Below are 26,124 nucleotides of genomic sequence, written 5' to 3' on the forward strand. Positions count from 1 at the left end.
GCCCGTCCCGGGCCCTGTCCCGGATCTCAGCCGGTCCAGAAGTCCCACCAGCGGGTCAGGATGAGCATCCCGATGATCCCGATGTGCAGCACCGGCAGCACCCATGTGAACTCGCTCAGGAAACCGCGCAGCCAGGACGGTGCGGGCAGCACGCCATGGCGGATGTTGTGGGACGTCACATACCAGAACATCAGGATCGTGGCGACCCAGGCGAGACAGCACCACAGGCAGAGCGAGTTGATCGTGTAGAGCGACTGGTACTGGAGCCAGGTGCAGAATCCGACCCCGAAGAGGGTGCCCGCGTTCAGCCCGAGCCAGAACCAGCGCCGGTAGCGCGCCCCCGCGAGCAGCCCTACCCCGATGAAGATCACCACTGCGTAGGTGACGAGTCCGAGCATCGGGTTCGGGAAGCCGAAGGCCGACGCCTGGTCGCTCTTCATGATGTTGCCGCAGGAGACCACCGGGTTCAGGCTGCATCCGGGGGTGAAGTTCGGGTCTTCCAGCAGCTTGAACTTGTCGAGGGTGATCACCCAGGCGGCCAGCAGCCCCGCCGCGCCCGTGATGACCAGCAGGAGCGCGAACGCACGGCTGCCGCCGACGACCGTGCTCGTGGCCGTCCCCTCCTCCCGGTCGGAGGAGACGTCGTCCACCACTGCTCTCGTCATCATCGCCGTTCCCATCACTCAGGGAGTTCCCTACTCGGGGACCCGCGGGGCAGCCTCATTGTGCCGCACGGGCCCCGGGCCCCACCGTTCGCCCGGCATAAGGAAAGCGGGGCCCGGACGGTCTCCGTCCGGGCCCCGCACCGTCTCCGCGCGGTCAGCCGAGCCGCCGTGTCAGCTCCGTCACCAGGTCGTCGAGAGCCACCGCCGACTGCTCGCCGCTCTCCATGTCCTTGAGCTGCGCGACACCGTCCGCGAGGTCCCGCTCGCCCGCGACGATCGTGTAGCGGGCTCCGGACCTGTTGGCGTTCTTCATGGCGCCCTTGAGGCCCTTCGCGCCGTACGAGAAGTCCGCGGGAACCCCGGCCTTGCGCAGCTCGGTGACAACGGCGAACAGCCGTCGCCGCGCCTCCTCGCCGAGCGGCACCGCGAAGACGCTGGTGGCGTTCGGGAGGTCGAGCTCGATCCCCTCGGCCTCCAGCGCGAGCACCGTGCGGTCCACGCCGAGCGCCCAGCCGACCGAGGGGAGCGCCGGGCCGCCGATCATCTCGGAGAGCCCGTCGTAACGGCCGCCGCCACCCACCGCGGACTGCGCGCCGAGCCCGTCGTGGACGAACTCGAAGGTGGTCCTGGTGTAGTAGTCGAGACCGCGTACAAGCTTCTCGTCGTCCTCGTACGCCACCCCGGCGGCCGTCAGCAGCTCGCGCACCTCCTCGTGGTACGCCTTGCACGCGTCGCACAGATAGTCGCGCAGCATCGGCGCCCCGACGAGCTGCTTCTGTACGTCGGCACGCTTGTCGTCGAGCACCCGCAGCGGATTGATCTCGATGCGCCTGCGGGTGTCCTCGTCCAGGTCGAGCCCGCGCAGGAAGCCCTGAAGCGCCTCGCGGTAGACGGGGCGGCACTCCTTGTCACCCAGCGAGTTGAGCAGGATGCGGAAGTCGCGCAGCCCCAGGGAGCGGTACGCCTGGTCGGCCAGGATGATCAGTTCGGCGTCGAGCGCGGGGTCCTCCGTGCCGATCGCCTCGGCCCCGACCTGCGAGAAGTGGCGGTAGCGGCCCTTCTGCGGGCGCTCGTAGCGGTAGTACGAGCCGGAGTACCAGAGCTTGACCGGCAGATTCCCGGCCTTGTGCAGATTGGCCTCCAGAGCGGCGCGCAGCACGGAGGCGGTGCCTTCGGGGCGCAGCGCCAGCTTGTCGCCGCCCTTGGTCTCGAAGGCGTACATCTCCTTGGAGACGATGTCGGTGGACTCGCCGACCCCGCGGGCGAACAGCTCGACGTTCTCGAATCCGGGCGTCTCGACATAGCCATAGCCGGAGTTGCGCAGCGGCGCGGAGATGGCCTCGCGCACCGCGAGATAGACCGCCGAGGCGGGCGGGATCAGATCGTAGGTGCCCTTGGGGGCCTGGAAGGTGCTCATGGAGATCGGTGCTTCACATTCCTCGTCGCGGGGCGGCGGTCGGGCCGCCTCCGTGGCCGGCGGCCAGTTCCCTGAGGTAGGGGTTGGTGGCGCGCTCGCGGCCGATGGTCGTCTGGGGGCCGTGTCCGGACAGCACCACGGTCGAGTCGTCGAGCGGCAGGCACACCCGTGCCAGGGACTCGATCATCTCTGCGTGGTCGCCACCGGGCATATCGGTGCGTCCGATGGAGCCGGCGAAGAGCAGATCGCCCGAGAAGAGGACCGGCGGGATATCCGCGCCACCGACCGCCTCGGGCGTTCCGAACGTCACCGACCCCTTGGTATGGCCCGGCGCGTGCGCGACGGTGAACTCCAGGCCCGCCAGCGCCAGTTGGGCGCCATCGGTCAGCTCCTGGACATCGTCCGGCTCCCCCACGGTCAGCTCGCCCATCAGCGGCATCCCGATCGAGCGGCCGAGCGCCTTCTCGGGGTCGCTCATCATGCAGCGGTCCGCGGGGTGGATCCACGCCGGTACGTCATGTGCCCCGCACACGGGGACGACCGAGGCGACATGGTCGATGTGCCCATGGGTCAGAATGACGGCGACGGGCTTGAGCCGGTGCTTGCGCACCGCGTCCTCGACGCCCTGAGCGGCCTGGTGGCCCGGGTCGATGATCACGCACTCCTCACCCGCGGCGGGGGCGACCAGATAGCAATTGGTCCCCCAGGCCCCGGCGGGGAACCCGGCAATGAGCACGATCGTCCTTATATGTCGTCGTCGGGAGAACGCGGCAGTTCAGAGACTACCGGCGGTCCTCGATCCACAGCGAACCCATATCCACAGCGAACCCATATACCGTACGGGCTCGGGCCTGTCTGGCAGGCCCGGAATCAGGCCGGACAGGATCACACACAGATACGAGGAGTGGACCCGGTGGTCAACAGCGATCAGCGGCGGCGGCAGCTCGCCCGGGAGAAGTTCGAGCGGCAGCAGCAGCGCCGGACGGAGGCCCGGCAGAAGGCGAAGCGCCGCAACGTCATCATCGCGTCGGTGCTGGCTGTGGTGGTGCTCGCGGGAGCCGCGGCGTACGCCTCGGTCGGTCTGTCGGACGGCGACAGCAGCGACAAGGCCGCCACTCCGGAGTCGAGCGCCGCCACCTCGCCCTCGCCCTCGCCGAGCGAGAGCGGCGAGCCCGAGCCGAAGATGACCATCGACAAGAACGCCACGTACGCGATGTCGCTCAAGACGAGCCAGGGCGACATCTCCATCGCGATGGACGCCAAGAAGACACCGCACACGGTGAACTCGTTCAAGGCGCTCGCGGACAAGAAGTACTTCGACAACACGAAGTGTCACCGGCTGACCACCGAGGGGATCTTCGTGCTCCAGTGCGGCGACCCGAAGGGCGACGGCACCGGCGGTCCCGGCTACACGATCGAGGACGAGAATCTGACAGCGCTGGGCAAGGCGGGCGCCGACGGCTCGGTCACGTACCCGGCGGGGACGGTCGCGATGGCCAATACCGGCCAGCCGCACACCGGCGGCAGCCAGTTCTTCCTGGTCTACAAGGACACCAAACTCCCGCCCAGCTACACGCCGTTCGGGACCATGGACGACGCCGGTCTGAAGACCGTGGAAGCGGTGGCGAAGGCCGGAGTGGACGGCGGCGCGGGCGACGGCGCGCCCAAGAAGACCGTCACTGTGGAGAAGGGCACGGTCGACAAGGCGTGACCCTGTGAATTTCGGCCGTGCTGAGTGCGGACAGCCGGGCGGCCGGTCGCCTAGATTGGCGTTGTGCAGGGCGGGCGCAGCCCGTCCCAGGAAACTGTGGATGATGCCCGGGGGCCACACCCCTCACGGACATCAGGTGGAGGAGGCGCTGTGAGCAGCGACCCGTGGGGCCGCGTCGATGAGACGGGCACCGTGTACGTGCGTACGGCCGAGGGCGAACAGGTCGTCGGATCGTGGCAGGCTGGCTCTCCGGAGGAGGCTCTGGCCTATTTCGAGCGCAAGTACGAGGGCCTGGTTGTCGAGATCGGCCTCCTCGAACGGCGGGTGAAGACCACCGATCTGTCCTCGAAGGATGCGACGACGGCGATCGAGCATCTGCGCGGTCAGGTCGACGAGCACCACGCCGTGGGCGATCTCGAAGCGCTGCGCAAGCGGCTCGACGCGCTGGTGGCGACGGTCGATTCGCGCCGTGAGGAGCGCAAGGCACAGCGCGCGAAGCAGACCGACGAGGCGCGCCATGCCAAGGAGGCGCTGGTCACCGAGGCGGAGGAGCTGGCGCAGAGCGACCAGTGGCGGTCGGCCGGTGAGCGGCTGCGGGCGCTGGTGGACACCTGGAAGGGCCTGCCGAGGCTGGACCGGAAGTCCGACGACGAACTGTGGCACCGCTTCTCGCACGCCCGGTCGGCGTTCTCCAAGCGCCGCAAGGCTCACTTCGCGGCGCTCGACGCGCAGCGCGAGGAGGCCCGTAAGGCCAAGGAGAAGCTGGTCGCGGAGGCCGAATCGCTGTCCGGCTCCACCGACTGGGGCGGTACGGCCGCCCGCTACCGCGAGCTGATGACGGAGTGGAAGGCGGCGGGCCGCGCCCAGCGCGAGGCCGAGGACGATCTGTGGAACCGCTTCCGCGGCGCCCAGGACGTCTTCTTCGCGGCGCGCGGGGAGGTCTTCGCCGAGCGGGACGCCGAGCAGACCGAGAACCTCAAGATCAAGGAGGAGCTCGCGGCCGAGGCCGAGCGGCTGATGCCGGTCACCGACCTCAAGGCGGCCAGGGCCGCCTTCCGGGCGCTCAACGAGCGCTGGGAGGCCGTCGGTCACGTACCGCGTGACGCCCGGCCCAAGGTCGAGGGCCGGATGCACGCGGTGGAGCGGGCGCTTCAGGAGTCCGAGGAGAACGAGTGGCGCCGGACGAACCCGGAGGCGCGGGCGCGCGCCGCGGGTCTGACGGGTCAGCTCCAGGGCGCTGTGGACAAGCTGCGTACGCAGATCGACGCGGCGCGCACGGCGGGCAACAACGCGAAGGCGGACAAGCTCGCCAAGGAGCTGGAGGGCCGGCAGGCTCTGCTGGACCAGGCTCTGAAGGGTCTCCAGGAGTTCGGCGGCTGACCCGGTCCGGCTCACGTGCGATACGCGAAGTGGCTCCCCGCGGCTGGTAGGCGGGGAGCCCCTTCGCGTGGCCTCAGGGTCTGACATCAGACAGGGCCTAAGGCCGCCGCCCATGGGTGTCGGCCAGGTCGAGCGCGTGCTTGAGCACCTCGCACGCCTGGATGTGATTGCCCGATTCCTGGAGCAGGTCGGCGAGGCGGCGGCAGACCAGCAGCGCGTCGGGACCGTAGAACTTGTGCACCTGCTGGAACGCCTGCTCCAGTACCTCGATGGCCTCCCGGATCTGGCCGGTCTCGGCAAGCATCTCGGAGAGTTCGAGCTGAACGGCCAGCAGACTGCCCTCTCCGTCCGGAACCCGCTCCTGCAACGCCAGCCGGAGCATGGGGAGGGCGTCCCTGCTCCGGCCCGCGGCGCGCAGCATCCGGGCCAGCCCCAGCCCCGAGGCGACCATGGCGGCCCGCACATCGGTGGCGAGCACGGGCCCGGCGGGGATACGGCGGGCGGCCCGGGCCCTGTTCCTGGCCAGCGGCAGCCGTCCGACACCGTTCTCCTGGGAGCGCTGCGGCAGCGGCCGGTTCTTGGCCCGCAGGCGCTCTTCCAGTACGCGGTGGAGCGTATCGAGGTCGATCAGCTCAGGACCGTCCTCGATGCCCTGGCGCAGTACGCCCAGCATCTCGCCGGTGAAGGCGGTGTGCCGCTCCCCGTCGGGCGCCAGCGCGAGCCGGTCGCGGGGCGACGCCGTCAGTACGAAGGCTCCGTCCACGGCGGCCTGGGCGGCGAGGACATCGCCCTCGGCGGCGAGCGTACGGGCGGCCCGGCCGCTGAAGCAGCAGTCGAGGACCACGATCTTGCGCCGGGCGCGGGCGGAGCGGAGCGCGGCCCGCACATGCTGGTAGGCGACGGCGGTGTAGCCGGTGTTGTCACGGGAGCCACCGAGCGCCAGATAGAGATCGGCGGATTCGGAGTCCCGCATTCCATGGCCCGCGTAGTAGACGAGCAGGGTGTCCGTGGCCTGGTCGCCCGCCCGGTGTACGGGGTCGAGCATGGCGGTCGCGTTCTGCGGGTCGGCGACCACGGTGCAGTGCTCCCGGGGCAGTCCCCACACCGTGGCGTCGCAGAGCTCGGCCGCCAGGTCCGTGACATTCGCCTGGACGGCGGGGAGCGCGGGCAGATGCCGGTAGGCGGCCGTGCCGATGAGTACGGCCCTGGACGCCGCCGGGTCGGGCAGCCCCACCTGTCCTGCCAGTCCCATCTGTCCCGCCAGTCCCACTTTCGAATCAGTCGGTGCCACCGTCGTCGCCGCTCTCCTCGGCCCGGTCGAGCAGTTCCACGGCGCGCCGGAACAACTCGGGATCGGCCGATGCCTCGCGCGAGAGCTCGATCTCGGCCCCGCCGCGGCGCAGGACGACCGCGGGGGCGCCGCGCCGCCGCGAGGTCTGCCACTGGAGTACGGACACGACGAGCGAGGCGGTGGAGACGGCGGTGCCGACCGCGAGCTGGAGCAGGTCGAATCCGGCGCCCATGTGTCCGGGGCCCAGCGGCTCGTCGCCCCTGACCGCTCCTCGTACGGCACGGTCCAGGCTCTCGTCCTCGGTCAACCAACGCAGCAGCGACCGCAGTTCCTCCTCCCGGTCCTCCTCCTCAGCCGGTCCTGCGGCGAACCGGACCTGGTACTCAGGCATGTTCCCCGTCCCTCCCCTGATCGTTATGCGTGTGATCGATATGCGTATGGACACGTGAGAACAGTTCGAGCGCCTCGCCGCCCGCCCCCAGTCTGGCCAGGCATACCGCCTGCCAGTACTGGCCGGCCAGGGTCGTCGGATGGCGGGGGCCCAGGGACGACAGACAGACCTGGGTGATGGCCGAGAGCATCTGCACCGCCTCCTGGAGCTCGCCGCGCTGCACGAGCGTCACCGCTTCCCGCAGCCGCGAGGCGGCGTTCTGCGGGGTCATGCTGCTCAGCACCATCCAGCGGGTGGCGTTGCTGAGGGTCAGGGGGCGGAACGGATCGGACTCACCCCCGCGCGGTGCGGGTACGGCGGAGGCCGCGTCCCAGTCGTACTCGGGCTCCCCGGCCGGCGGATCACCGAAAGGCGGACCGCCGAAGGGCCAATCGTCGAAGACCTGCTGAAGAGCGGTGTCCCTGACCTGTCCGGCGACCAGCTCGCGCAGGGCGGACCGTCCGTCGCCCACCAGCGGGGCGAGTGATGCCTCGACCTCGGCGGCGGTTCGCGGTCTGAGCACCGGGTCCTGGGAGCACAGCAGATCCACCAGGGCTCTGAGCTTGCGCGGATACGGCAGATCCTCCCGGTCGCGCAGCCGGGGAACGCCCGCACCGACCGCGCGCTCCACGATCGCCCCGACCTCGATGGCGCCGTGGAACGGCACCTGTCCGGTGATCATCAGATAGAGGCAGGCGCCGAGACCGTAGAGATCAGCGGTCGGGTCGGGCCGCGCACCACGGATGATCTCCGGGGCCATGAACTGCGGGGTGCCGACCATCGTCGTGAGCTTGGTGAGCGCCGACTCCCCCACCAGCCGGGCGAGACCGAAGTCGTGCAGGACGACGCGCCCGTCGCCGGTGATACCCACGTTCGTCGGCTTCACATCGCGGTGCAGCACCCCGGCCTCATGGGCCGCGCCCAGCGCACGGGCCATGCCGAGCGCCACGCCGCACGCCGCCTCGGGTGGCAGCGGGCCGTTGTCCGAGACGAGCCGCGCCAGGTCGAGGCCATCGAGCAGTTGCATCACGAGAAAGGGAGCGTTGTCGTGGACGCCCTCGTCGTAGAGCGTCACCACTCCGGGGTGGTCGATCCGTGCGAGGGCCCGTGCCTCCCGCAGGAACCGCGCGAGTAATTCGTCGTCCCTGAAAGGCCCGCCGAGCGATAACAGGACCTTGACGGCCACACGTCGGCCGAGCCGCGTGTCCTCGGCTTCATGGACCACGCCCATGCCGCCGCGGCCGAGCAGCCGCACCTGCCGGTAGCGCCCCGCGATCAGCTCCTCGCCGGCCATCTCGTCCCCCGGGTCGTCTCTGTCAGGTCTCGGTCAGGGCCTGCGCGCCGAGGTGACCCGGTAGACGTCGTAGACGCCCTCCACGCCCCGTACCGCCTTGAGTACGTGTCCCAGGTGCTTCGGATCGCCCATCTCGAAGGTGAAACGGGAGGTGGCGACCCGGTCCCGGGAGGTCTGGACGGCCGCTGACAGGATGTTCACATGCTGGTCGGACAGGACGCGGGTGACGTCCGACAGCAGCCGGGAGCGGTCCAGCGCCTCGACCTGGATGGCGACCAGGAAGACCGACGACTGGGTCGGCGCCCACTCGACTTCGAGGATCCGCTCGGGCTGCTGGGAGAGCGAGTCGACGTTGACGCAGTCGGCGCGGTGCACCGAGACACCGCTGCCGCGCGTGACGAAGCCGATGATCGGGTCGCCCGGGACCGGCGTACAGCAGCGGGCGAGCTTGACCCAGACGTCCTCGACGCCCTTGACGACCACGCCGGGATCCGCGTTGGCGCGGCGCTTGCCGCGACCGTGCGAGGGCGGGGCGCTCTCGGCGATGTCCTCGTTGGCCGCCTCCTCGCCGCCGAGGGCCTGCACGAGCTTCTGTACGACGCCCTGCGCGGCCACATGGCCCTCGCCGATCGCCGCGTACAGGGACGAGATATCGGGATAGCGCATCTCGTGCGCGAGCGTGACCAGCGAGTCGCCGGTGAGGATGCGCTGGATCGGCAGGTTCTGCTTGCGCATGGCCCGCGCGATGGCGTCCTTGCCCTGCTCGATCGCCTCGTCGCGGCGCTCCTTGGAGAACCAGGCGCGGATCTTGTTCCTGGCCCGCGGCGACTTGACGAAGCCGAGCCAGTCGCGCGAGGGGCCCGCCCCGGACGCCTTGGAGGTGAAGACCTCCACCAGATCGCCGTTGTCCAGTGTCGATTCGAGCGGTACGAGCCGACCGTTGACCCGTGCTCCTATGGTGCGGTGGCCGACTTCGGTGTGTACGGCGTACGCGAAGTCGACGGGGGTGGCACCGGCGGGCAGCGCTATGACATCGCCCTTGGGCGTGAAGACGAAGACCTCGTTGCGGGACAGGTCGAAGCGAAGCGACTCCAGGAACTCGCTGGGGTCCTCGGTCTCCTTCTGCCAGTCGAGCAGCTGGCGCAGCCACGCCATGTCGTTGACGGTGTCCTGGCCGACGCCCTTGCCCGCGTTCCTGGGCACGTCCGTACGCACCTTGGAGGCGCCCGCGACGGCCTCCTGCTTGTACTTCCAGTGCGCGGCGATGCCGTATTCGGCGCGGCGGTGCATGTCGAACGTACGGATCTGGAGCTCCACGGGCTTGCCGTTGGGCCCGATGACCGTCGTGTGCAGCGACTGGTACATGTTGAACTTGGGCATCGCGATGTAGTCCTTGAACCGGCCGGGGACCGGATTCCACCGCGCGTGGACGGTGCCGAGCGCCGCGTAACAGTCACGGACGGTGTCGACGAGGACGCGAATGCCTACCAGGTCGTAGATCTCCGCGAAGTCCCGGCCGCGGACGATCATCTTCTGGTAGACGCTGTAGTAGTGCTTCGGCCGGCCGGTGACGGTGGCCTTGATCCGGGCGGCGCGCAGATCCGACTGGACCTCGTCGGTCACTATGGCCAGATACTCGTCCCGCTTGGGGGCGCGCTCCGCGACGAGCCGGACGATCTCGTCGTACATCTTCGGGTAGAGGATCGCGAAGGCGAGGTCCTCCAGCTCCCACTTGATGGTGTTCATGCCCAGCCGGTGGGCCAGGGGCGCGTAGATCTCCAGCGTCTCGCGGGCCTTCTTCTCCTGCTTCTCCCGCTTGAGATAGCGCATGGTGCGCATGTTGTGCAGCCGGTCGGCGAGCTTGATGACCAGGACCCGCGGGTCCTTGGCCATGGCGATGACCATCTTGCGTACGGTCTCGGCCTGCGCCGCCTCGCCGAACTTGACCTTGTCGAGCTTGGTGACGCCGTCGACCAGCAGCGCGACCTGGTCGCCGAAGTCGCGGCGCAGTGTGTCGAGCCCGTACTCGGTGTCCTCGACGGTGTCGTGCAGCAGACCCGCCATCAGAGTGGCCGGGTCCATGCCCAGCTCCGCGAGGATCGTCGTCACCGCGAGGGGATGGGTGATGTACGGGTCGCCGCTCTTGCGCTTCTGACCGCGGTGCCAGCGCTCGGCGACCTGGTAGGCGCTCTCGATCTGGCGGAGCGTGGCGGTCTCGATCTTCGGGTCGTTGCCCCGCACGGTCCGCAGGAGCGGTTCGAGCACGGGGTTGTACGGCGATGAGCGCTGCACCCCGAGCCGGGCGAGCCGGGCCCGTACGCGGTTGGAGGACCCGCCGGAACGCGACACGGCCGCGGGGCCGGGCTTGGGGGCGCTGACGGGCGTGGCGGGGCGCTCCGGGGGCACGACGGGCAGGGGCGCGGGGGATGCCCCCTGAGGGCGTGCGTCCGAGGTCTCCGCGGACGCGCGGGCAGCCTTCTCCTCCGCCGCGACCGCGGCCTTGTGCCGCGACACGGCCGATGCCGCCGCGGCCTGCTCGGCAGAGTGATCGGGCGTTGCGGCGGCCAGTGGCTGGACCTCTTCTGGCAAGAGCGCTCCTCGTGCGGATCCAGGTCCCCCGGTCAGGCCCGGAGGTTCCATGGTATCGACCTCGGGCTTCCCTCTCGCCCCAGGATCCTGGAGCCCACAGAACGACGGACGGGCACCCGGTTGTTCCCGGGTGCCCGTCCGTATGCCTCGAAAGGCCGCTCAGAGCGTGATCAGAGCCTCCAGCGGGGCCCCGCGCAGGGCGGGCTCCAGCCGGGCCCGGCCGCCCAGGAAACCCAGCTCCATCAGGACCGCGACGCCCACCACCTCGGCGCCGGCCCGCCTGACCAGCTCCAGCGAGGCCTCGGCCGTACCGCCGGTGGCCAGCACGTCGTCGATGACGAGGACCCGGTCGTCCTGGTCCAGGTCCTCCGCGTGGACCTCGATCTCCGCGGAGCCGTACTCCAGCTCGTACGCCTGCGACAGCGTCGCGCCGGGGAGCTTGCCCGCCTTGCGTACGGGGATGAAGCCGACGCCCGCCCGGACCGCCACGGGGGCCGCCAGGATGAAGCCGCGGGCCTCCAGGCCCACGATCTTCGTCGCGCCGTGCCTCGCGCACACCTCCGCGAGCGCGTCGGTCAGCGCCGTGAACGCCTTCGGGTCGGCCAGCAGCGGCGTGATGTCCTTGAAGACCACGCCCGGCTCGGGGTAGTCCGCGACATCACGGATGCGGCTGAGCAGCAGCTCCCGCGTACTGGTGTCAGTCACCGGCGCCTCCCGGAACCCGACGGGCGGCCACGGCCGCCCCGGCCCCGCGGACCGGCGACAGCGGCCGCCGGCGCTCCGGGAACCAGGTCGTCAGGACCGTCCTCGAAGGCGTCGTCGCTGTCCGAGGGGCCCTCGGCCGGCTCACCCTTGGCGGCAGCGGCGGCCCGCTTGGCGAGCACCCGCTTCTTCAGCGCCTTGATCTGCGGGTCGCGTTCCTTGAGGTCGGCGACGAGCGGCGTGGCGATGAAGATCGAGGAGTACGCACCGGCGGCGAGGCCGACGAAGAGCGAGAGCGAGATGTCGTTCAGCATGCCGGCGCCGAGGAAACCGCCACCGATGAAGAGCAGTCCCGCGACCGGCAGCAGCGCGACCACGGTGGTGTTGATGGAACGCACCAGCGTGCTGTTGATCGAGCGGTTGGCGATCTCGCTGTAGGTCCAGCGGGTCTGCTTGGTGATCCCCTTCGAACCCTCCTTGAGACTGTCGAAGACGACGACGGTGTCGTAGAGGGAGTAACCGAGGATGGTGAGCAGACCGATCACCGTACCCGGGGTGACCTCGAAGCCGACCAGTGCGTAGACACCGACGGTGATGGTGAGGTCATGGATCAGGGCGACCAGTGCCGCGACCGCCATGCGCCATTCGAAGGCGATCGCCAGATAGATCACCACCAGGACCATGAAGATCCCCAGGCCCATCCAGGCCTTGTTGGCGATGGTCGCGCCCCAGCTCGGACCGACGAGGTCGGCGTTGATGTCCGCCTCGTCGACCTTCAGGTCCTTGGCGAGCTGTGTCCGGACGTTGTCGGCCTGCTTGGTGTCCAGTTCGGTGACCTGGATCCGCATGCCGCCGTTGCCGAGCTTCTGGACGATCGCGTCGTGGCCGGAGGCCTTTTCGGTGTCCGTCTGGGCCTGCGTCACGGAGACGCTGGTGCTCGGGATGGTGAAGACGGCACCGCCCTTGAACTCGATGCCCATGTTGAGGCCGCGCACCACCACGCCGGCGATGGCCGTGATGGTGATCAGGATCGAGAGCGCGTACCAGAACTTGCGCTTCCCGATGAAGTCGTAGCCGACTTCGCCGCGGTAGAGCCGGGCGCCGAGTGCGCCGAGTCGCGACATCTCACGCCTCCTTCGGGTCGGTGGGAGCGCTGACACGGCGGGAGCGGCGCAGCGGGGGCTTGGCGCCGAGCCGCTTCGGGTCCAGTCCGGACCAGGGGTGGCCGCTGGCGAAGAACTTCGTGCGAGCCAGGATCGTCATCACCGGCTTGGTGAAGAAGAACACCACGACGACGTCGAGGAGCGTGGTCAGACCGAGGGTGAACGCGAAGCCCTGGACCTTGCCGACCGTGACGAGGAACAGCACGGCGGCGGCGAGGAACGATACGAAGTCGGAGACCAGGATCGTGCGCCGGGCGCGCGGCCAGGCGCGTTCGACGGCGGGCCTGAGCGTGCGGCCCTCGCGGATCTCGTCGCGGATGCGCTCGAAGTAGACGATGAACGAGTCCGCGGTGATACCGATGGCGACGATCGCGCCGCACACGGCGGGCAGGTTCAGCGCGAAGCCGATACCCGGGCCGAGCAGCGACATGATCGTGTACGTCATGATGCCCGAGGCGCCGAGGCTGAGGATCGCGATACCGGCGAGCCCGCGGTAGTAGGCGACCAGGTAGATGACCACCAGGGCGAGGCCGATCGCGCCGGCGATCAGACCCGCCTGCAGCTGCTCACCGCCGAGCGCGGCGGTGACCGTCGTGACGCTCTGCTCCTGGAAGGAGAGCGGCAGCGCGCCGTAGGACAGGATGTTGGCCAGGTCCTGGGCGGACTGCTGGGTGAAGCTGCCGGAGATCTCGGCGCTGCCGCCGAGCGTCTGGCTCACCGAGGGCGCCGAGACGACATTGCCGTCGAGCACGATGGCGAACTGGTTCATCGGCGGCTGCTGCTGGGAGAGCTTGCCGGTGATGGACTGGAACTTCTTCGTGCCACCGCTGCTGAAGTCCATCGTGACGATCCACATGCCACGCTGCGGGTCGAGAACGCCCTTGGCGTCGTCGACGTCCGTGCCCTCCAGCTCGGCGGGGCCGAGGATGTACTTCTCCCACTCGCCGCCGGAGTTCGTGCCGCAGGCCACGATCGTGTCCTTGGGCGTGGCGCCCTGGTTGGCCTTGGTGCGCGCGGCCTGGTCGGTGCAGTCCAGGTCCGTGAACTTCTTCTCCAGCGCGGCCGTGGCCGGGTCGGCGGAGGGCGTGGCGGAGGGGGCGGGGGGCTCCGAGGAGCCGGGCTTGCCCGAGGAGGACGAGCCCGGAGAGGGCGTCGTGTCCTTCTTCAGGGCGTCCGTGACGGCACGGCCCTGAGAGGTGGAGCTCGATGAGGGCGACGTCGACGCGTCGGGGTTACCGGCCGACTGGTCGCTCGACGGGGTACCCGCGGAGGAAGAAGGGGAGCCGCTCGGAGAACCGCTCGGGGAGCCACTGGTGGAGGGCTGCGGAGCGGCCGGGCCGCCCGCGGCGACCGTCAGTACCGGCCGGAAGTACAGCTGGGCCGTGGTGCCGACCTGATCACGGGCCTGCTTCTCGTTCGTCCCCTTGGGGATGTTGACGATGATGTTGCTGCTGCCCTGGGTCTGGACCTCGGCCTCCGAGACACCAAGACCATTGACACGCCGCTCGATGATGCTGACGGCGGTGTCCATGTTGGTCTTGTTGATCGCGTTCGGCTTGCCCGGCGTGTTCTTCGCCTGGAGCGTGATGCTCGTGCCGCCGGCCAGGTCGATCCCCAGGCGTGGCGTGACATGACCGGACCAGAACATCCCGCCCGTGAGGGCGACCATGGCAATCAGGAACAGTGCCAGGGTGCGCCCTGGCCTGCCTGGGGACCCCGCTTGCCTGCGGCCCTTATTAGGTGCTGCCACCTTCTCGTTTCTCCCTGTCCAACCGCCCCACGCCGGGTGTGCGCCGGAGCGGCCACGAAGTGTTGTGGGGACCTGCCCCCGCAGAATTCCAGCGCGACCGTACGCCGCGACGGGCCGCGGAGCGGCCCGTCGGCACGGTCGGGACTACTTCGCGCCGGCCTCGCCGTCGGCCTTGCCGTCCTTGGGCTCGGCGTCGTCGGCCTCGGGCTTCTTGCCCAGGTCGATCTTGGCTTCGTCCGGGGTGCTGTCGGCCTCGGTCAGCGAGGAGGCGTCGTCCGGGACGACCGGAGCGTCGAGGTCGCTCTTGAGGTCGTCCTCGCCGTGCACGATGCGGTTGTACTCGTCGTCGTCCAGGACGGCGCCGATGGCGTTCTTGGCATAGACGGCGTGGACGCCAGGAGCGACCTCCAGAAGAACCATGTCGTCGTGCACCTCCTTGACGGTGGCGTACATGCCCCCGATGGTGCGGATGCCGGTGCCGGGCTGCATTTCGTCACGCATCTGCGCGGCTGCCTGCTGCTTCTTCTTGGCGGACCGGGTCATCAGGAACATGGCCCCGATGAGCACGATGAAGGGGAGGAGGGTCACGAGACTCACGGGAGGGAACTTCCTTCGCACGACCGCGCTGTCGAGCGGCCTGGTATACGGGGGTGGGCACGCCGACCCGGAAGGGCGGCATCGGCGGAGTCTAAGCGAGTCCGCTTCGTTGGAACAACGCCCAGCATCGCACCCGGGTTCCTGACCCCGCGAGTGTCGTCGCCCTCACGCCCCGAACAGACCTGGTTGTCCGCTCGCTCCTGGGGCCTGCTGAGGGGGGACGAGCCCCAGGTGGGCCCAGGCCGCGGGGGTGGCGACCCGGCCGCGCGGAGTACGGGCGAGCAGTCCCTCCCGTACGAGAAATGGCTCCGCGACCTCCTCCACCGTCTCGCGCTCCTCCCCCACGGCCACCGCCAGAGTCGACAGACCGACGGGGCCGCCGCCGAAGAGCTTGAGCAGGGCGTTCAGCACGGCGCGGTCGAGCCGGTCCAGGCCGCGGGCGTCGACCTCATAGACCCCGAGGGCCACGGCCGCCACCTCGCGGTTGATGACGCCGTCCGCCTTGACCTGCGCGTAGTCGCGTACGCGCCGCAGCAGCCGGTTGGCGATACGGGGCGTGCCGCGGGAGCGTCCCGCGATCTCCGCCGCGCCCGCCGTGTCGATCTCCAGGTCGAGGAGATGGGCGGAGCGATGGATCACGCGCTCCAGCTCGGCGCTCTCGTAGAACTCCATATGGCCGGTGAAACCGAAGCGGTCGCGCAGCGGGGGCGGCAGCAGTCCCGCCCGGGTGGTGGCACCCACCAGGGTGAACGGCGGCAGCTCCAGCGGGATGGCGGTGGCGCCCGGGCCCTTGCCGACGATCACGTCGACCCGGAAGTCCTCCATCGCCATGTAGAGCATTTCCTCGGCGGGCCGGGACATCCGGTGGATCTCGTCCAGGAACAGGACCTCACCCTCCTGGAGGGAGGAAAGGATCGCCGCGAGATCGCCGGCGTGCTGGATGGCGGGGCCCGAGGTGATCCGGATCGGGGCGTTCATCTCGGCGGCGATGATCATGGAGAGGGTGGTCTTGCCGAGCCCCGGGGCGCCGGAGAGCAGTACGTGATCGGCGGTCGCGCCACGCGCCAGGGCCGCTTTCAGCACCAGGTCAAGCTGCTCACGGACCCTCTCCTGCCCGACGAACTCACCCAGTGACTTGGGCCGCAGCGCCGCCTCGACGGCCTGGTCCTCGCCGTCGGCGGACGAGCCGACGAGCCGCTCGGCGATGTCGTCCGGCGGCGTCATGCCGCTGGTGTCGTCCCAGTTCACTCTGTTTCACCTCGGGAAGGGGGCGCGTCGCTGGACGGCGCCTTGACGTACGGCACGGAGGGGCGGACGGCGCCGGCTCAGCGCGTTCTGTTCAGACTCTGGAGCGCGGCCCGCAGCAGCCGGGGCACCGGAGGCTGCGCCCCCTCAGCGAGCGCCGCCTCGGCCTGCGGGGTGACCAGAGCGACCGCGTCGTCGGCCTCGCGGGTGGCGTAGCCGAGACCGATCAGGGCGGCGTGCAGCTGGTCGCTCCAGGAGGCGGAGACGGCGGAGCCGACGCCCTGCCGCCCGGCCGCGCCGACCGGCTCGCCGAGCCGGTCCTTCAGCTCCAGCAGCAGCTTCTGGGCGCCCTTCTTGCCGATGCCGGGGACCGCGGTCAGCGCCTTCTCGTCGCCTGTGGAGACGGCGATCCGCAGTGCGTCCGGGCTGTGCACGGCGAGCATGGCCTGCGCCAGCCTCGGGCCCACCCCGCTCGCGGTCTGCAACAGCTCGAAGACCTGGCGTTCGTCGTCGTCCGCGAAGCCGTACAGGGTCAGGGAGTCCTCCCGCACGACCAGCGAGGTGGCGAGCCTCGCCTCCTGCCCGACGCGCAGCCCGGCGAGCGTGCCGGGCGTGCACTGGACGGCCATGCCGACGCCGCCGACCTCGATCACCGCCGTGGTCGGGGCGAGGGCGGCGACCGGGCCGCTGACGAAGGCGATCATCGCGTGACCTTCCGTACGGATGCGGTGGTGGGGATACGGGAGGGACGGGCCGCCGCCTGCGCCTGCTGAAGCCGGTTGAGCGCGGGGGCACGCCAGATATGGCAGATGGCGAGCGCGAGGGCGTCGGCGGCATCGGCCGGCTTCGGCGGGGCGTCGAGGCGCAGCAGCCTGGTCACCATCGCGCCGACCTGGGCCTTGTCCGCCCGGCCGCTGCCGGTGATGGCCGCCTTGACCTCGCTGGGGGTGTGCAGGGCCACCGGGATGCCACGACGCGCGGCGCAGAGCATGGCGATCGCGCTGGCCTGCGCGGTGCCCATGACCGTACGCACATTGTGCTGGGCGAACACCCGCTCCACCGCGACGAGTTCGGGCCGGTGCTCGTCCAGCCAGCCCTCGATGCCCTGCTCGATGGCGACGAGCCGCAGGCCGGCCTCCGCGTCCGCGGGCGTACGGACCACGCCGACGCCGAGCATGGCCAGCGGACGGCCCGCGACGCCCTCGACGACGCCCACACCGCACCGCGTCAGCCCGGGGTCAACTCCCAGCACCCGCATGGCGCCCCCTCCCTCGGTCAAGTGTTCCCGCTGATCAGCACAGTATCGGTCGTCACTGACAACGCGACGGGCCGACGGGAGGGCGTGTCCCGTCGGCCCGTCAGATGAAGCCGTGTCAGCCGTGACCGTCAGGCGTGACCGTCAGGCGTCGACCTTCTCCATCACATCGTCCGAGACGTCGAAGTTGGCGAAGACGTTCTGTACGTCGTCGCTGTCCTCAAGGGCGTCGATCAGCTTGAAGATCTTGCGCGCACCGTCCTCGTCCAGCTCGACCTGCATGGTCGGGACGAAGTTGGCGTCGGCGGAGTCGTAGTCGATACCCGCCTCCTGGAGCGCGGTGCGGACCCCGACCAGGTCGGTCGCCTCGCTGAGCACCTCGAAGGACTCACCGAGGTCATTGACCTCCTCGGCGCCCGCGTCGAGTACCGCGCCCAGGACGTCGTCCTCGCCCAGCTCGCCCTTGGGGACGATCACGACGCCCTTGCGGTTGAAGAGATACGAGACGGAGCCCGGGTCGGCCATCGAACCGCCGTTACGGGTCATGGCGACGCGGACATCGGAGGCGGCGCGGTTGCGGTTGTCGGTCAGGCACTCGATGAGCACCGCGACACCGTTCGGGCCGTATCCCTCGTACATGATCGTCTCGTAGTCGGCGCCACCGGCCTCCAGACCGGCGCCGCGCTTGACGGCCGAGTCGATGTTCTTGTTCGGCACCGAGCTCTTCTTCGCCTTCTGGATGGCGTCGAAGAGGGTCGGGTTACCGTCGACATCGGCGCCCCCGGTACGGGCCGCGACCTCGATGTTCTTGATCAGCTTCGCGAAGAGCTTGCCGCGCTTGGCATCGATCACGGCCTTCTTGTGCTTCGTCGTAGCCCATTTAGAGTGGCCGGACATCTGCCTGTCTCCTTCGCGTAACCCATCCTGCTCCGTTCGGCAGCGATCCTACCGGGATCCGGTCACCGTGCGGAGCGCACCATGTCAGTGAAGAACCGGTGCAGCCTGTGGTCGCCCGTCAGCTCCGGATGGAACGAGGTGGCGAGGGCGTTGCCCTGCCGTACGGCGACGACATGGCCCCCGTACTCCGCGAGCACCCGCACCTCGGCGCCCACCGACTCGACCCAGGGGGCCCGGATGAAGACGCCCTCCACGGGACCACCGTCCACACCGCCGACCTCGACCGCGGCCTCGAAGGACTCGTTCTGCCGGCCGAAGGCGTTCCGGCGGACGATCATGTCGATCCCGCCGACCGTCTCCTGACCCGAGCGCGGATCGAGGATCTTCTCCGCGAGCATGATCATCCCGGCGCAGGTGCCGTATACCGGCATCCCGGCCCGTACGCGCTCCCGCAGCGGCTCCAGCATGCCGAAGAGCGCGGCCAGCTTGGACATCGTGGTGGACTCGCCGCCCGGGATCACCAGCCCCTCGACGCCGTCGAGCTCCGCCGGGCGCCTGACGGTCCTGGCCTCGGCTCCCGCCGCCGCCAGGGCCGTCAGATGTTCCCGGACGTCGCCCTGGAGCGCCAGGACGCCGATCACAGGGGTGTTCATGGCCGGTTACCAGCCACGGTTCGCGTAGCGCTCGGCCTCGGGGAGGGTGTCACAGTTGATGCCGACCATGGCCTCGCCCAGATCGCGGGACGCCTCCGCGATGACCTTGGGGTCGTCGTAGAAGGTGGTGGCCTTCACGATCGCGGCGGCGCGCTTGGCCGGGTCACCGGACTTGAAGATGCCGGACCCGACGAAGACGCCCTCGGCGCCGAGCTGGCGCATCAGCGCCGCGTCGGCGGGGGTGGCGACACCGCCCGCGGAGAACAGCACCACCGGCAGCTTGCCGAGCTCCGCGACCTCCTTGACGATCTCGTACGGAGCGCGCAGCTCCTTGGCGGCGGCGTACAGCTCGTTGTTGTCGAACCCGCGCAGCCTGGCGATCTCGTTCTTGATCTGCCGCAGATGCCTGACGGCCTCCACGACATTGCCGGTGCCCGCCTCTCCCTTGGAGCGGATCATCGCCGCGCCCTCGCCGATCCGGCGCAGCGCCTCACCCAGGTTGGTGGCCCCGCAGACGAACGGGGTGGTGAACGCCCACTTGTCGGAGTGGTTGACCTCGTCGGCCGGGGTCAGCACCTCGGACTCGTCGATGTAGTCCACGCCGAGCGACTGGAGGACCTGGGCCTCCACGAAGTGACCGATCCGGGACTTGGCCATCACCGGGATCGAGACCGCGTCGATGATGCCCTCGATCATGTCCGGGTCGGACATCCGGGCGACGCCGCCGTCCTTACGGATATCGGCGGGCACCCGCTCCAGCGCCATCACGGCGACCGCTCCGGCGTCCTCGGCGATCTTCGCCTGCTCCGGCGTGACGACGTCCATGATCACACCCCCCTTGAGCTGCTCGGCCATCCCGCGCTTCACGCGCGCGGTGCCGGTCTCGGGGGACTGGGGAACGGTGGGAAGCGTGGTGGACACGGAGCGACCTCACTGGCTGAAAACGATGGGGAAACGCATCCCAAGAAAACGCCCCGGAACCAGTCCACAGCAAGGGCCAATGACCAGGCGGTGGCTCGTTTCCCGTGCTCAGGAACCCGGCCGGTCGGCCAGCGCGACCGGCGGCTCGTCGTCCATCTCGAACGCGAGCGGAAACGGCGCGTGGCCGGCGAGCCGGAACCAGCGGACCTTGCGGTGCCGCCGCAGCGCACGGGCCGCGCGTACGGAGTCGTTGTGGAACCGCCGCGCCATGGGTACGCGCCGAACCGCGGCGGCGAGCTCCCCCGCGGCGTCCTCGCCCCCGGGGGCGGCCCGCACCGCCTCGACCTGCGCGGGCTCCCCGAACACGGCCCGCAGCGCCTGGCTCAACTCGCTCTCCGCGACTTCCCGCTGCTCCTCCTCGGCCTGCCGGGCGGCGTGCGCGGCCTGATACAGGACGATCGACGCGGCGGGATCGAGCACGCCGGAAGAGGCCAGTTCCTGGGTGACCGAGGCGCGCCGCAGCAACTGGGCGTCGAGGGCGGCGCGTGCGGCGTCGATACGGGCGTGGAGGCGGTCGAGGCGGCCGGCGGTCCAGCTGAGGTAGAGGCCGATCGCGACGACGGCGACGACGATCCAGATAAGGGTCTCGATCACAACGGGAAACCTATCGCCTCCCGGTGGGGGGCCGTGGTGCGGGCGGGTGCGGGGTTGGGTGCGGGAGCCGGGCATCCGGCACCCGCGCCCTCACACGCACACGCACACGCACACGCACACGAGAACCGGCCCCGGCCGAAACGCACTCCCGAACAGGACCTACCCGCCCGCGAAGAGCGCGTCGCTCGACGACGAACCGCTCTCACCCCGCCGCCACAAGCGGCCCACCAGCCCCGTCCGTTCGTCCGTCGCCACCGACGCCGCCCCGTCCGTCACCGTCTCGTACACCGCCAGAATGTCCGCGCCCACCGTCGACCAGTCGAAGCGCCGCACATGCGCGCTCCCCCGCTCCCGCAGCTCCGCGCGCCTCCCCGCGTCGCCCAGCAGCCGTACCGCCGCCCCCGCCAGCGCGTCCGCGTCCTCGTTGGTGAACAGCTCGCCCGCCGCACCCTGGTCCAGGACCTGCGCGAACGCGTCCAGGTCGCTCGCCAGCACCGCCGCGCCCGCCGACAGCGCCTCGACGAGGATGATGCCGAAGCTCTCGCCGCCCGTGTTGGGCGCGACGTACAGGTCGACGCTGCGCAGCAGCCGCGCCTTGTCCTCGTCGCTGACCATCCCGAGGAATTCGACGCGCTCCCGCATCTCCTTGGGAAGCGACTCCACCGCTTCCTTCTCGTCCCCGCGCCCCGCCACCAGCAGGCGCGTCTCCGGGTAGACGGCGAGGATCTTCGGGAGGGCGTTCATCAGCACGGGCAGGCCCTTGCGCGGCTCGTCGATCCGGCCGATGAAGCCGATGGTTCGCCCCTGCCAGGCCGGATTGACCTCGGCCTTGGCGAAGAAGTCGACATCGACGCCGTTCGGGATGACCACGGCGTCGCCGCCCAGATGTTCCACCAGCGTCCGTCGCGCGTACTCGCTCACCGCGATCCGCGCGCTGATCTTCTCCAGCGCGGGCTGGAGGATCGGGTACGCCGCGATCATCGCTCGCGACCGGGGGTTCGACGTGTGGAACGTCGCGACGATGGGGCCCTGCGCGGCCCAGCAGGTGAGCAGACCGAGCGACGGCGCGGTCGGCTCGTGGATGTGGATCACGTCGAATCCGCCGTCGTGCAGCCAGCGCCGTACCCGCGCGGCCGACAGGAAGCCGAAGTTCAGCCGGGCGACCGAGCCGTTGTACGGGACGGGCACGGCGCGGCCGGCCGAGACGGCGTACGGCGGGAGCGGGGTCTCGTCGTCCGCGGGCACCAGTACGGACACCTGGTGTCCGAGCCGGATCAGGTGTTCCGCCAGGTCCCTGATGTGGAACTGGACGCCGCCCGGTACGTCCCAGGAGTACGGGCAGACGATGCCGATTCTCACTCGGGCCCCCGCTCCAGGTCCTTGAGCCACAGCCGTTGCAGCATGTGCCAGTCCTCCGGGTGTTCGGCGATTCCGTCGGCGAAGGCATCGGCCATCGCCTGTGTCATCACAGACGTCTTCTCGGCGCGGGAACCTGTCTCCGGCACCTCGATCGCCGGATACACGCGTCCCCGCATGACCGTCGAATCGTCGAACCAGAGCGCCGCCGGCATCAGCAGCGCCCCGGTCTGCTGGGCGAGCAGCGCGGGACCCGCGGGCATCCGGGCGGCGTCCCCGAAGAAGTCGACCTCGATACCGGACGACGACAGATCGCGGTCGGCGACGAGACAGACCAGACCGCCGCTCCGCAGCCGTCGCGCGAGCCGGCCGAAGGCGGAGCCGCCGGTGTGCGGCAGTACCTCCATGCCCAGGCTCTCGCGGTAGGCGACGAACCGGTCGTACAGCGTCTCGGGCTTGAGCCGTTCGGCGACCGTCGTGAACGGCACCCCCTGCCCCCGGGTGAGCCACGCGCCGGCGAGGTCCCAGTTGGCCATGTGCGGCAGGGCCAGCACGACCCCGCGTCCGGAGGCGAGTCCGTCCATCAGCAGGTCGATGTCCTTGATCTCGGCGCCCTCGCGCACCCGTTCCGTGCTCCACGCGGGCAGCCGGAAGGACTCCATCCAGTAGCGCATGTACGAGCGCATCCCGGCCTTGGAGAGCGCGGCGAGCCGTTCGGGCCCGGCGTCGGGCACCACACGCGCGAGATTGGATTCGAGGCGCAGCACGCTCGGCCCGCGCCGCTTCCACACGATGTCGGCGATGGTCCGGCCGAGGGCCGTGGCCACGGGCTCCGGGAGCTTCTTGACCGTTCCCCAGCCGAGCCCGTACAGGGCGTCGGTCACGCGGTCGCGCGCCCCGCTCATGAGGTGGCCCCGCTGCCCCGTGTACCGGCCGAGGCGGCGTCGGCCTCGGCGGACTCGCGGCGTACCGTGACGACGCGCTGGCCGAGTGTGATGAGGCTGCCCACGGCGACGATCCACAGGGCGATCGGCAGCAGGATCTCGATGCCCGGGACCCCGAAGCCGTGCAGTCCGGCGAGACCGGCCGCGACCAGCGAGATGACCAGCCGTTCGGCGCGCTCGACCAGCCCGTTGACGGCCACCGGCAGCCCGATGGACTCGCCCCGGGCCTTGGTGTACGAGACGACCTGGCCGCTGGCCAGACAGAAGATCGCGACGGCGCACAGCACGTTGTTGTCGCCCGTGCCCGCGTACCAGAGCGCGAAGCCGGCGAAGATCGCGCCGTCCGCGACCCGGTCGAGGGTCGAGTCGAGGAAGGCGCCCCAGCGGCTGGAGATCCCCGCCTGCCTGGCCATATTGCCGTCGATGAGATCGGAGAAGACGAAGACGGTGATGACGATGGTGCCCCAGAAGAACTCCCCGCGAGGGAAGAAGACCAGCGCTCCCGCCATCACTCCGGCCGTACCGATGAGCGTGACCGCGTCCGGACTGACTCCGCGGCGGAGCAGAAACGCGGCGAACGGTGTGAGAACACGCGTGAAGAATGCACGCGCGTACTTGTTCAGCATGGCCTTCCCGAGGTTCGGTGGGCCGAGTGGCCCCGACGGCCACCGGCTGGACCCTGTCCGGTGGGTCTCCGTGGGCCTTCGGACAGGACCCGGCCCATCGTAGTCACGACCCCGGCGCCGTACTCCCGGGTACCCGCACCATGCGGCCGCGTACGACGTATGGACGCACCATGGCCGCGGTGCGAAGCTCGAAGGACCAGCGCGGGCCTCGCCGGAGCTGCCGCGCGGCTCACCCGGCCCGCTCCTCTCTCCACCGCCTCACTGTGGGCGCGTGGACGATCGAGAGGCAGGAATCATGGGCGACAAGGCGCGTATACACCCCGGGGCCGCCGGAAGGGCGCCGACGGCCGACCGGCCCGCGTCCGTACGGAACGTGGTGCTGGTGGGCCACAGCGGTTCGGGAAAGACCACCCTGGTCGAGGCCCTGGCCCTCACCGCGGGAGCGGTGAACCGGGCGGGCCGGGTCGAGGACGGCGCGACGGTCTCCGACTACGACGAGATCGAGCACCGGCAGCAACGCTCCGTACAGCTTTCTCTCGTGCCCCTGGAATGGGGCGGATACAAGATCAATCTGCTGGACACCCCCGGCTACGCGGATTTCGTCGGGGAGCTGAGGGCCGGTCTGCGTGCCGCGGACGCGGCTCTCTTCGTTGTGTCGGCCGCCCAGGAGGCGGAGGCCGTGGCGGGTGCGACCCGTACGGTCTGGGACGAGTGCGCGGCGGTCGGGATGCCGCGCGCGATCGTCGTCACGCATCTGGACACGGCGCGCACCGGCTTCGACGAGATGACCGGGATCTGCGCGCGGATCTTCGGCGGCGACGACCCGGACGCCGTACTGCCGCTGTATCTCCCGGTGCACGGCGCGGAGGGCCCCGACGGACACGCTCCCGCCACCGGGCTCGTGGGGCTGCTGTCGCGGAAGATCTTCGACTACGCGTCCGGGGAGCGCCGGGAGAATCCGCCCGGCGCCGACGAGCTGCCGCGGATCGAGGAGGCCCGCGACCGGCTGATCGAGGGGATCATCGCGGAGAGCGAGGACGAGACCCTTATGGACCGTTACCTCGGCGGAGCGGAGATCGACGTCAAGACGCTGATCGAGGATCTGGAGAAGGCCGTGGCGCGCGGCGTCTTCCATCCGGTGCTCGCGGCGGCTCCCGCGCCGCCCGGCGCCCGGCAGGGCCTGGGTACGGTCGAGATGCTGGACCTGATCGCCGGCGGCTTCCCGACCCCGCTGGAGCGGCGGGCCCCCGCGGTGACCACCCCGCAGGGCGCCCCGGGACCGGAGATCCACTGCGATCCGGAGGGCCCGCTGGTCGCGGAGGTGGTCAAGACCGCCTCGGATCCGTATGTCGGCAGGATCTCTCTCGTACGGGTCTTCTCCGGCACCCTGCGGCCGGACGAGACGGTCCATGTCTCGGGCCATGGCCTCACCGACCGGGGGCACGAGGATCACGACGTCGACGAGCGGATCGGCGCGCTGACCTCCCCCTTCGGCAAGCAGCAGCGCGTGCTGGGCCACTGCGTCGCCGGTGATCTGGCGTGTGTCGGGAAGCTGTCGCGCGCCGAGACCGGGGACACGCTGTCGGCCAAGGACGATCCGCTCCTGGTGGAGCCCTGGACCATGCCCGATCCGCTGCTGCCGCTGGCCGTCGAAGCGCACAGCAAGGCCGATGAGGACAAGCTGTCGCAGGGGCTCGCGCGGTTGGTCGCGGAGGACCCGACGATGCGGCTCGAACAGAACCAGGACACCCATCAGGTGGTGCTCTGGTGTCTGGGCGAGGCCCATCGGGAGGTCGCGCTCGACCGGCTGCGCAGCCGGTACGGCGTGCAGGTGGACGCCGTACCGTACCGGGTCGCGCTCCGGGAGACCTTCGGCGAGAGCTCGGCGGGGCGCGGCCGGCATGTGAAGCAGTCCGGTGGTCACGGACAGTTCGCGATCTGTGAGATCGAGGTGGATCCGCTGCCTCCCGGGTCCGGGATCGAGTTCGTCGACAAGGTCGTGGGCGGCGCCGTACCGCGGCAGTTCATTCCCTCCGTCGAGAAGGGGATACGCCTCCAGGCGGCGCGCGGGGTCGCGGCGGGGCATCCGCTCGTCGACATCCGGATCACGCTGCTGGACGGCAAGGCCCACTCGGTCGACTCCTCCGACGCCGCGTTCCAGACGGCGGGCGCCCTGGCGCTGCGCGAGGCGGCGGGTGACGCGTCCATCCATCTGCTGGAGCCGGTCGCCGAGTTGGCGGTCCTGGTGCCCGACGAGTACGTGGGTGCGGTGATGAGCGATCTGTCCGGCCGGCGCGGCCGGGTGATCGGCACCGAACAGGCCGGTCCGGGAAGGACCTTGGTCAAGGCCGAGGTCCCGGAGCTGGAGATCGGACGGTACGCGGTGGATCTGCGGTCGGTCTCGCACGGCACGGGCCGCTTCAGCCGGTCGTACGCGCGCCACGAGCCCATGCCGCCCGCGGTCGCGGACCGGCTGCGCGAGCGGGAGGAGGTCAACGTCTAGATCCTGGACGGTCGTAAGTCGGCTCCGGCGCCGGACAGTTGCCGCGTTCCAGGCTTTCGGGTGCCACGTGTGGCGAAAGAG

At 70.1% G+C, this 26,124-nt stretch carries 24 protein-coding genes; 3 read left to right on the top strand and 21 right to left on the bottom strand.

All coding sequences use genetic code 11. The features are described from left to right. Positions 1–26: 26 nt before the first annotated feature. From ACFRMN_RS32575 to ACFRMN_RS32585, 3 genes are all read right to left on the bottom strand, one after another. Positions 27–665, bottom strand: coding sequence for a vitamin K epoxide reductase family protein (locus tag ACFRMN_RS32575; protein ID WP_383026594.1), 639 nt, complete (start codon positions 663–665; stop codon positions 27–29). 154 nt (positions 666–819) lie between these two features. Continuing rightward, a complete protein-coding gene (hisS, locus tag ACFRMN_RS32580) occupies positions 820–2,082 on the bottom strand; it encodes a histidine--tRNA ligase (protein ID WP_383026507.1) in 1,263 nt (420 codons plus the stop codon). 13 nt (positions 2,083–2,095) lie between these two features. After that, the gene (locus ACFRMN_RS32585; RefSeq protein WP_383026509.1) at positions 2,096–2,818 is read right to left on the bottom strand and encodes an MBL fold metallo-hydrolase; all 723 of its coding nucleotides are present in this window, start codon (positions 2,816–2,818) and stop codon (positions 2,096–2,098) included. A gap of 177 nt (positions 2,819–2,995) precedes the next feature. Between ACFRMN_RS32585 and ACFRMN_RS32590 the strand changes: the two genes are divergently transcribed. Continuing rightward, a complete protein-coding gene (locus tag ACFRMN_RS32590) occupies positions 2,996–3,793 on the top strand; it encodes a peptidylprolyl isomerase (RefSeq protein WP_383026511.1) in 798 nt (265 codons plus the stop codon). 150 nt (positions 3,794–3,943) lie between these two features. Next, positions 3,944–5,173 (top strand): DUF349 domain-containing protein, encoded by a 1,230-nt coding sequence (locus tag ACFRMN_RS32595; protein WP_383026513.1) that lies wholly within the window; start codon positions 3,944–3,946, stop codon positions 5,171–5,173. Positions 5,174–5,270: 97 nt separating this feature from the next. On the opposite strand, the gene ACFRMN_RS32600 is transcribed toward ACFRMN_RS32595, so the two are convergent. The 18 genes from ACFRMN_RS32600 to pgsA all read right to left on the bottom strand — a co-directional run bounded on the left by ACFRMN_RS32600 (position 5,271) and on the right by pgsA (position 23,540). Then, on the bottom strand, positions 5,271–6,464 hold the full coding sequence (locus ACFRMN_RS32600; RefSeq protein WP_383026515.1) for a caspase family protein: 1,194 nt from the start codon (positions 6,462–6,464) through the stop codon (positions 5,271–5,273). Next, positions 6,451–6,855: a hypothetical protein gene (locus ACFRMN_RS32605; RefSeq protein WP_383026517.1), complete on the bottom strand. Its 405-nt coding sequence runs from the start codon at positions 6,853–6,855 to the stop codon at positions 6,451–6,453. Before ACFRMN_RS32605 ends, ACFRMN_RS32600 begins: the two co-directional genes overlap by 14 nt. Next, positions 6,848–8,188 (bottom strand): protein kinase, encoded by a 1,341-nt coding sequence (locus ACFRMN_RS32610; protein ID WP_383026519.1) that lies wholly within the window; start codon positions 8,186–8,188, stop codon positions 6,848–6,850. The genes ACFRMN_RS32605 and ACFRMN_RS32610 overlap by 8 nt, the downstream gene beginning before the upstream one ends. Positions 8,189–8,221: 33 nt before the next feature. Beyond that, a complete protein-coding gene (locus ACFRMN_RS32615) occupies positions 8,222–10,777 on the bottom strand; it encodes a RelA/SpoT family protein (RefSeq protein ID WP_383026521.1) in 2,556 nt (851 codons plus the stop codon). A gap of 159 nt (positions 10,778–10,936) precedes the next feature. Beyond that, complete coding sequence (locus ACFRMN_RS32620) at positions 10,937–11,482, bottom strand: adenine phosphoribosyltransferase (RefSeq protein ID WP_383026523.1); 546 nt, start codon at positions 11,480–11,482, stop codon at positions 10,937–10,939. After that, the gene (secF, locus tag ACFRMN_RS32625) at positions 11,479–12,603 is read right to left on the bottom strand and encodes a protein translocase subunit SecF (protein WP_383026525.1); all 1,125 of its coding nucleotides are present in this window, start codon (positions 12,601–12,603) and stop codon (positions 11,479–11,481) included. The genes ACFRMN_RS32620 and secF overlap by 4 nt, the downstream gene beginning before the upstream one ends. Before the next feature lies 1 nt (position 12,604). Continuing rightward, a complete protein-coding gene (gene secD / locus ACFRMN_RS32630; RefSeq protein WP_383026527.1) occupies positions 12,605–14,392 on the bottom strand; it encodes a protein translocase subunit SecD in 1,788 nt (595 codons plus the stop codon). Between the two features lie 144 nt (positions 14,393–14,536). Beyond that, positions 14,537–14,989 (bottom strand): preprotein translocase subunit YajC, encoded by a 453-nt coding sequence (yajC, locus tag ACFRMN_RS32635; protein WP_383026529.1) that lies wholly within the window; start codon positions 14,987–14,989, stop codon positions 14,537–14,539. A 165-nt stretch (positions 14,990–15,154) separates the two neighbouring features. After that, on the bottom strand, positions 15,155–16,237 hold the full coding sequence (ruvB, locus tag ACFRMN_RS32640; RefSeq protein WP_383026531.1) for a Holliday junction branch migration DNA helicase RuvB: 1,083 nt from the start codon (positions 16,235–16,237) through the stop codon (positions 15,155–15,157). A gap of 77 nt (positions 16,238–16,314) precedes the next feature. Further along, positions 16,315–16,938, bottom strand: coding sequence for a Holliday junction branch migration protein RuvA (gene ruvA / locus ACFRMN_RS32645; protein WP_383026533.1), 624 nt, complete (start codon positions 16,936–16,938; stop codon positions 16,315–16,317). Beyond that, entirely contained in the window at positions 16,935–17,492 is a 558-nt protein-coding gene (gene ruvC / locus ACFRMN_RS32650) for a crossover junction endodeoxyribonuclease RuvC (RefSeq protein ID WP_383026535.1), read from the bottom strand. Before ruvC ends, ruvA begins: the two co-directional genes overlap by 4 nt. A gap of 141 nt (positions 17,493–17,633) precedes the next feature. Further along, entirely contained in the window at positions 17,634–18,386 is a 753-nt protein-coding gene (locus tag ACFRMN_RS32655; protein WP_383026537.1) for a YebC/PmpR family DNA-binding transcriptional regulator, read from the bottom strand. 62 nt (positions 18,387–18,448) lie between these two features. After that, complete coding sequence (gene pdxT / locus ACFRMN_RS32660; protein WP_383026539.1) at positions 18,449–19,039, bottom strand: pyridoxal 5'-phosphate synthase glutaminase subunit PdxT; 591 nt, start codon at positions 19,037–19,039, stop codon at positions 18,449–18,451. A 6-nt stretch (positions 19,040–19,045) separates the two neighbouring features. Continuing rightward, positions 19,046–19,960, bottom strand: coding sequence for a pyridoxal 5'-phosphate synthase lyase subunit PdxS (pdxS, locus tag ACFRMN_RS32665; protein WP_383026541.1), 915 nt, complete (start codon positions 19,958–19,960; stop codon positions 19,046–19,048). A gap of 108 nt (positions 19,961–20,068) precedes the next feature. Then, positions 20,069–20,614: a hypothetical protein gene (locus ACFRMN_RS32670; RefSeq protein ID WP_383026543.1), complete on the bottom strand. Its 546-nt coding sequence runs from the start codon at positions 20,612–20,614 to the stop codon at positions 20,069–20,071. A 159-nt stretch (positions 20,615–20,773) separates the two neighbouring features. Continuing rightward, positions 20,774–21,973 (bottom strand): glycosyltransferase family 4 protein, encoded by a 1,200-nt coding sequence (locus ACFRMN_RS32675; protein ID WP_383026545.1) that lies wholly within the window; start codon positions 21,971–21,973, stop codon positions 20,774–20,776. Continuing rightward, complete coding sequence (locus ACFRMN_RS32680) at positions 21,970–22,875, bottom strand: phosphatidylinositol mannoside acyltransferase (RefSeq protein ID WP_383026548.1); 906 nt, start codon at positions 22,873–22,875, stop codon at positions 21,970–21,972. Before ACFRMN_RS32680 ends, ACFRMN_RS32675 begins: the two co-directional genes overlap by 4 nt. Further along, on the bottom strand, positions 22,872–23,540 hold the full coding sequence (pgsA, locus tag ACFRMN_RS32685) for a phosphatidylinositol phosphate synthase (RefSeq protein ID WP_383026550.1): 669 nt from the start codon (positions 23,538–23,540) through the stop codon (positions 22,872–22,874). Before pgsA ends, ACFRMN_RS32680 begins: the two co-directional genes overlap by 4 nt. A 295-nt stretch (positions 23,541–23,835) precedes the next feature. Between pgsA and ACFRMN_RS32690 the strand changes: the two genes are divergently transcribed. Continuing rightward, positions 23,836–26,043, top strand: a complete 2,208-nt coding sequence (locus tag ACFRMN_RS32690) for an elongation factor G-like protein EF-G2 (protein WP_383026597.1) — start codon at positions 23,836–23,838, stop codon at positions 26,041–26,043. Positions 26,044–26,124: the final 81 nt, after the last annotated feature.

Source organism: Streptomyces sp. NPDC056835 (assembly GCF_042789485.1).
Lineage (GTDB): Bacteria > Actinomycetota > Actinomycetes > Streptomycetales > Streptomycetaceae > Streptomyces.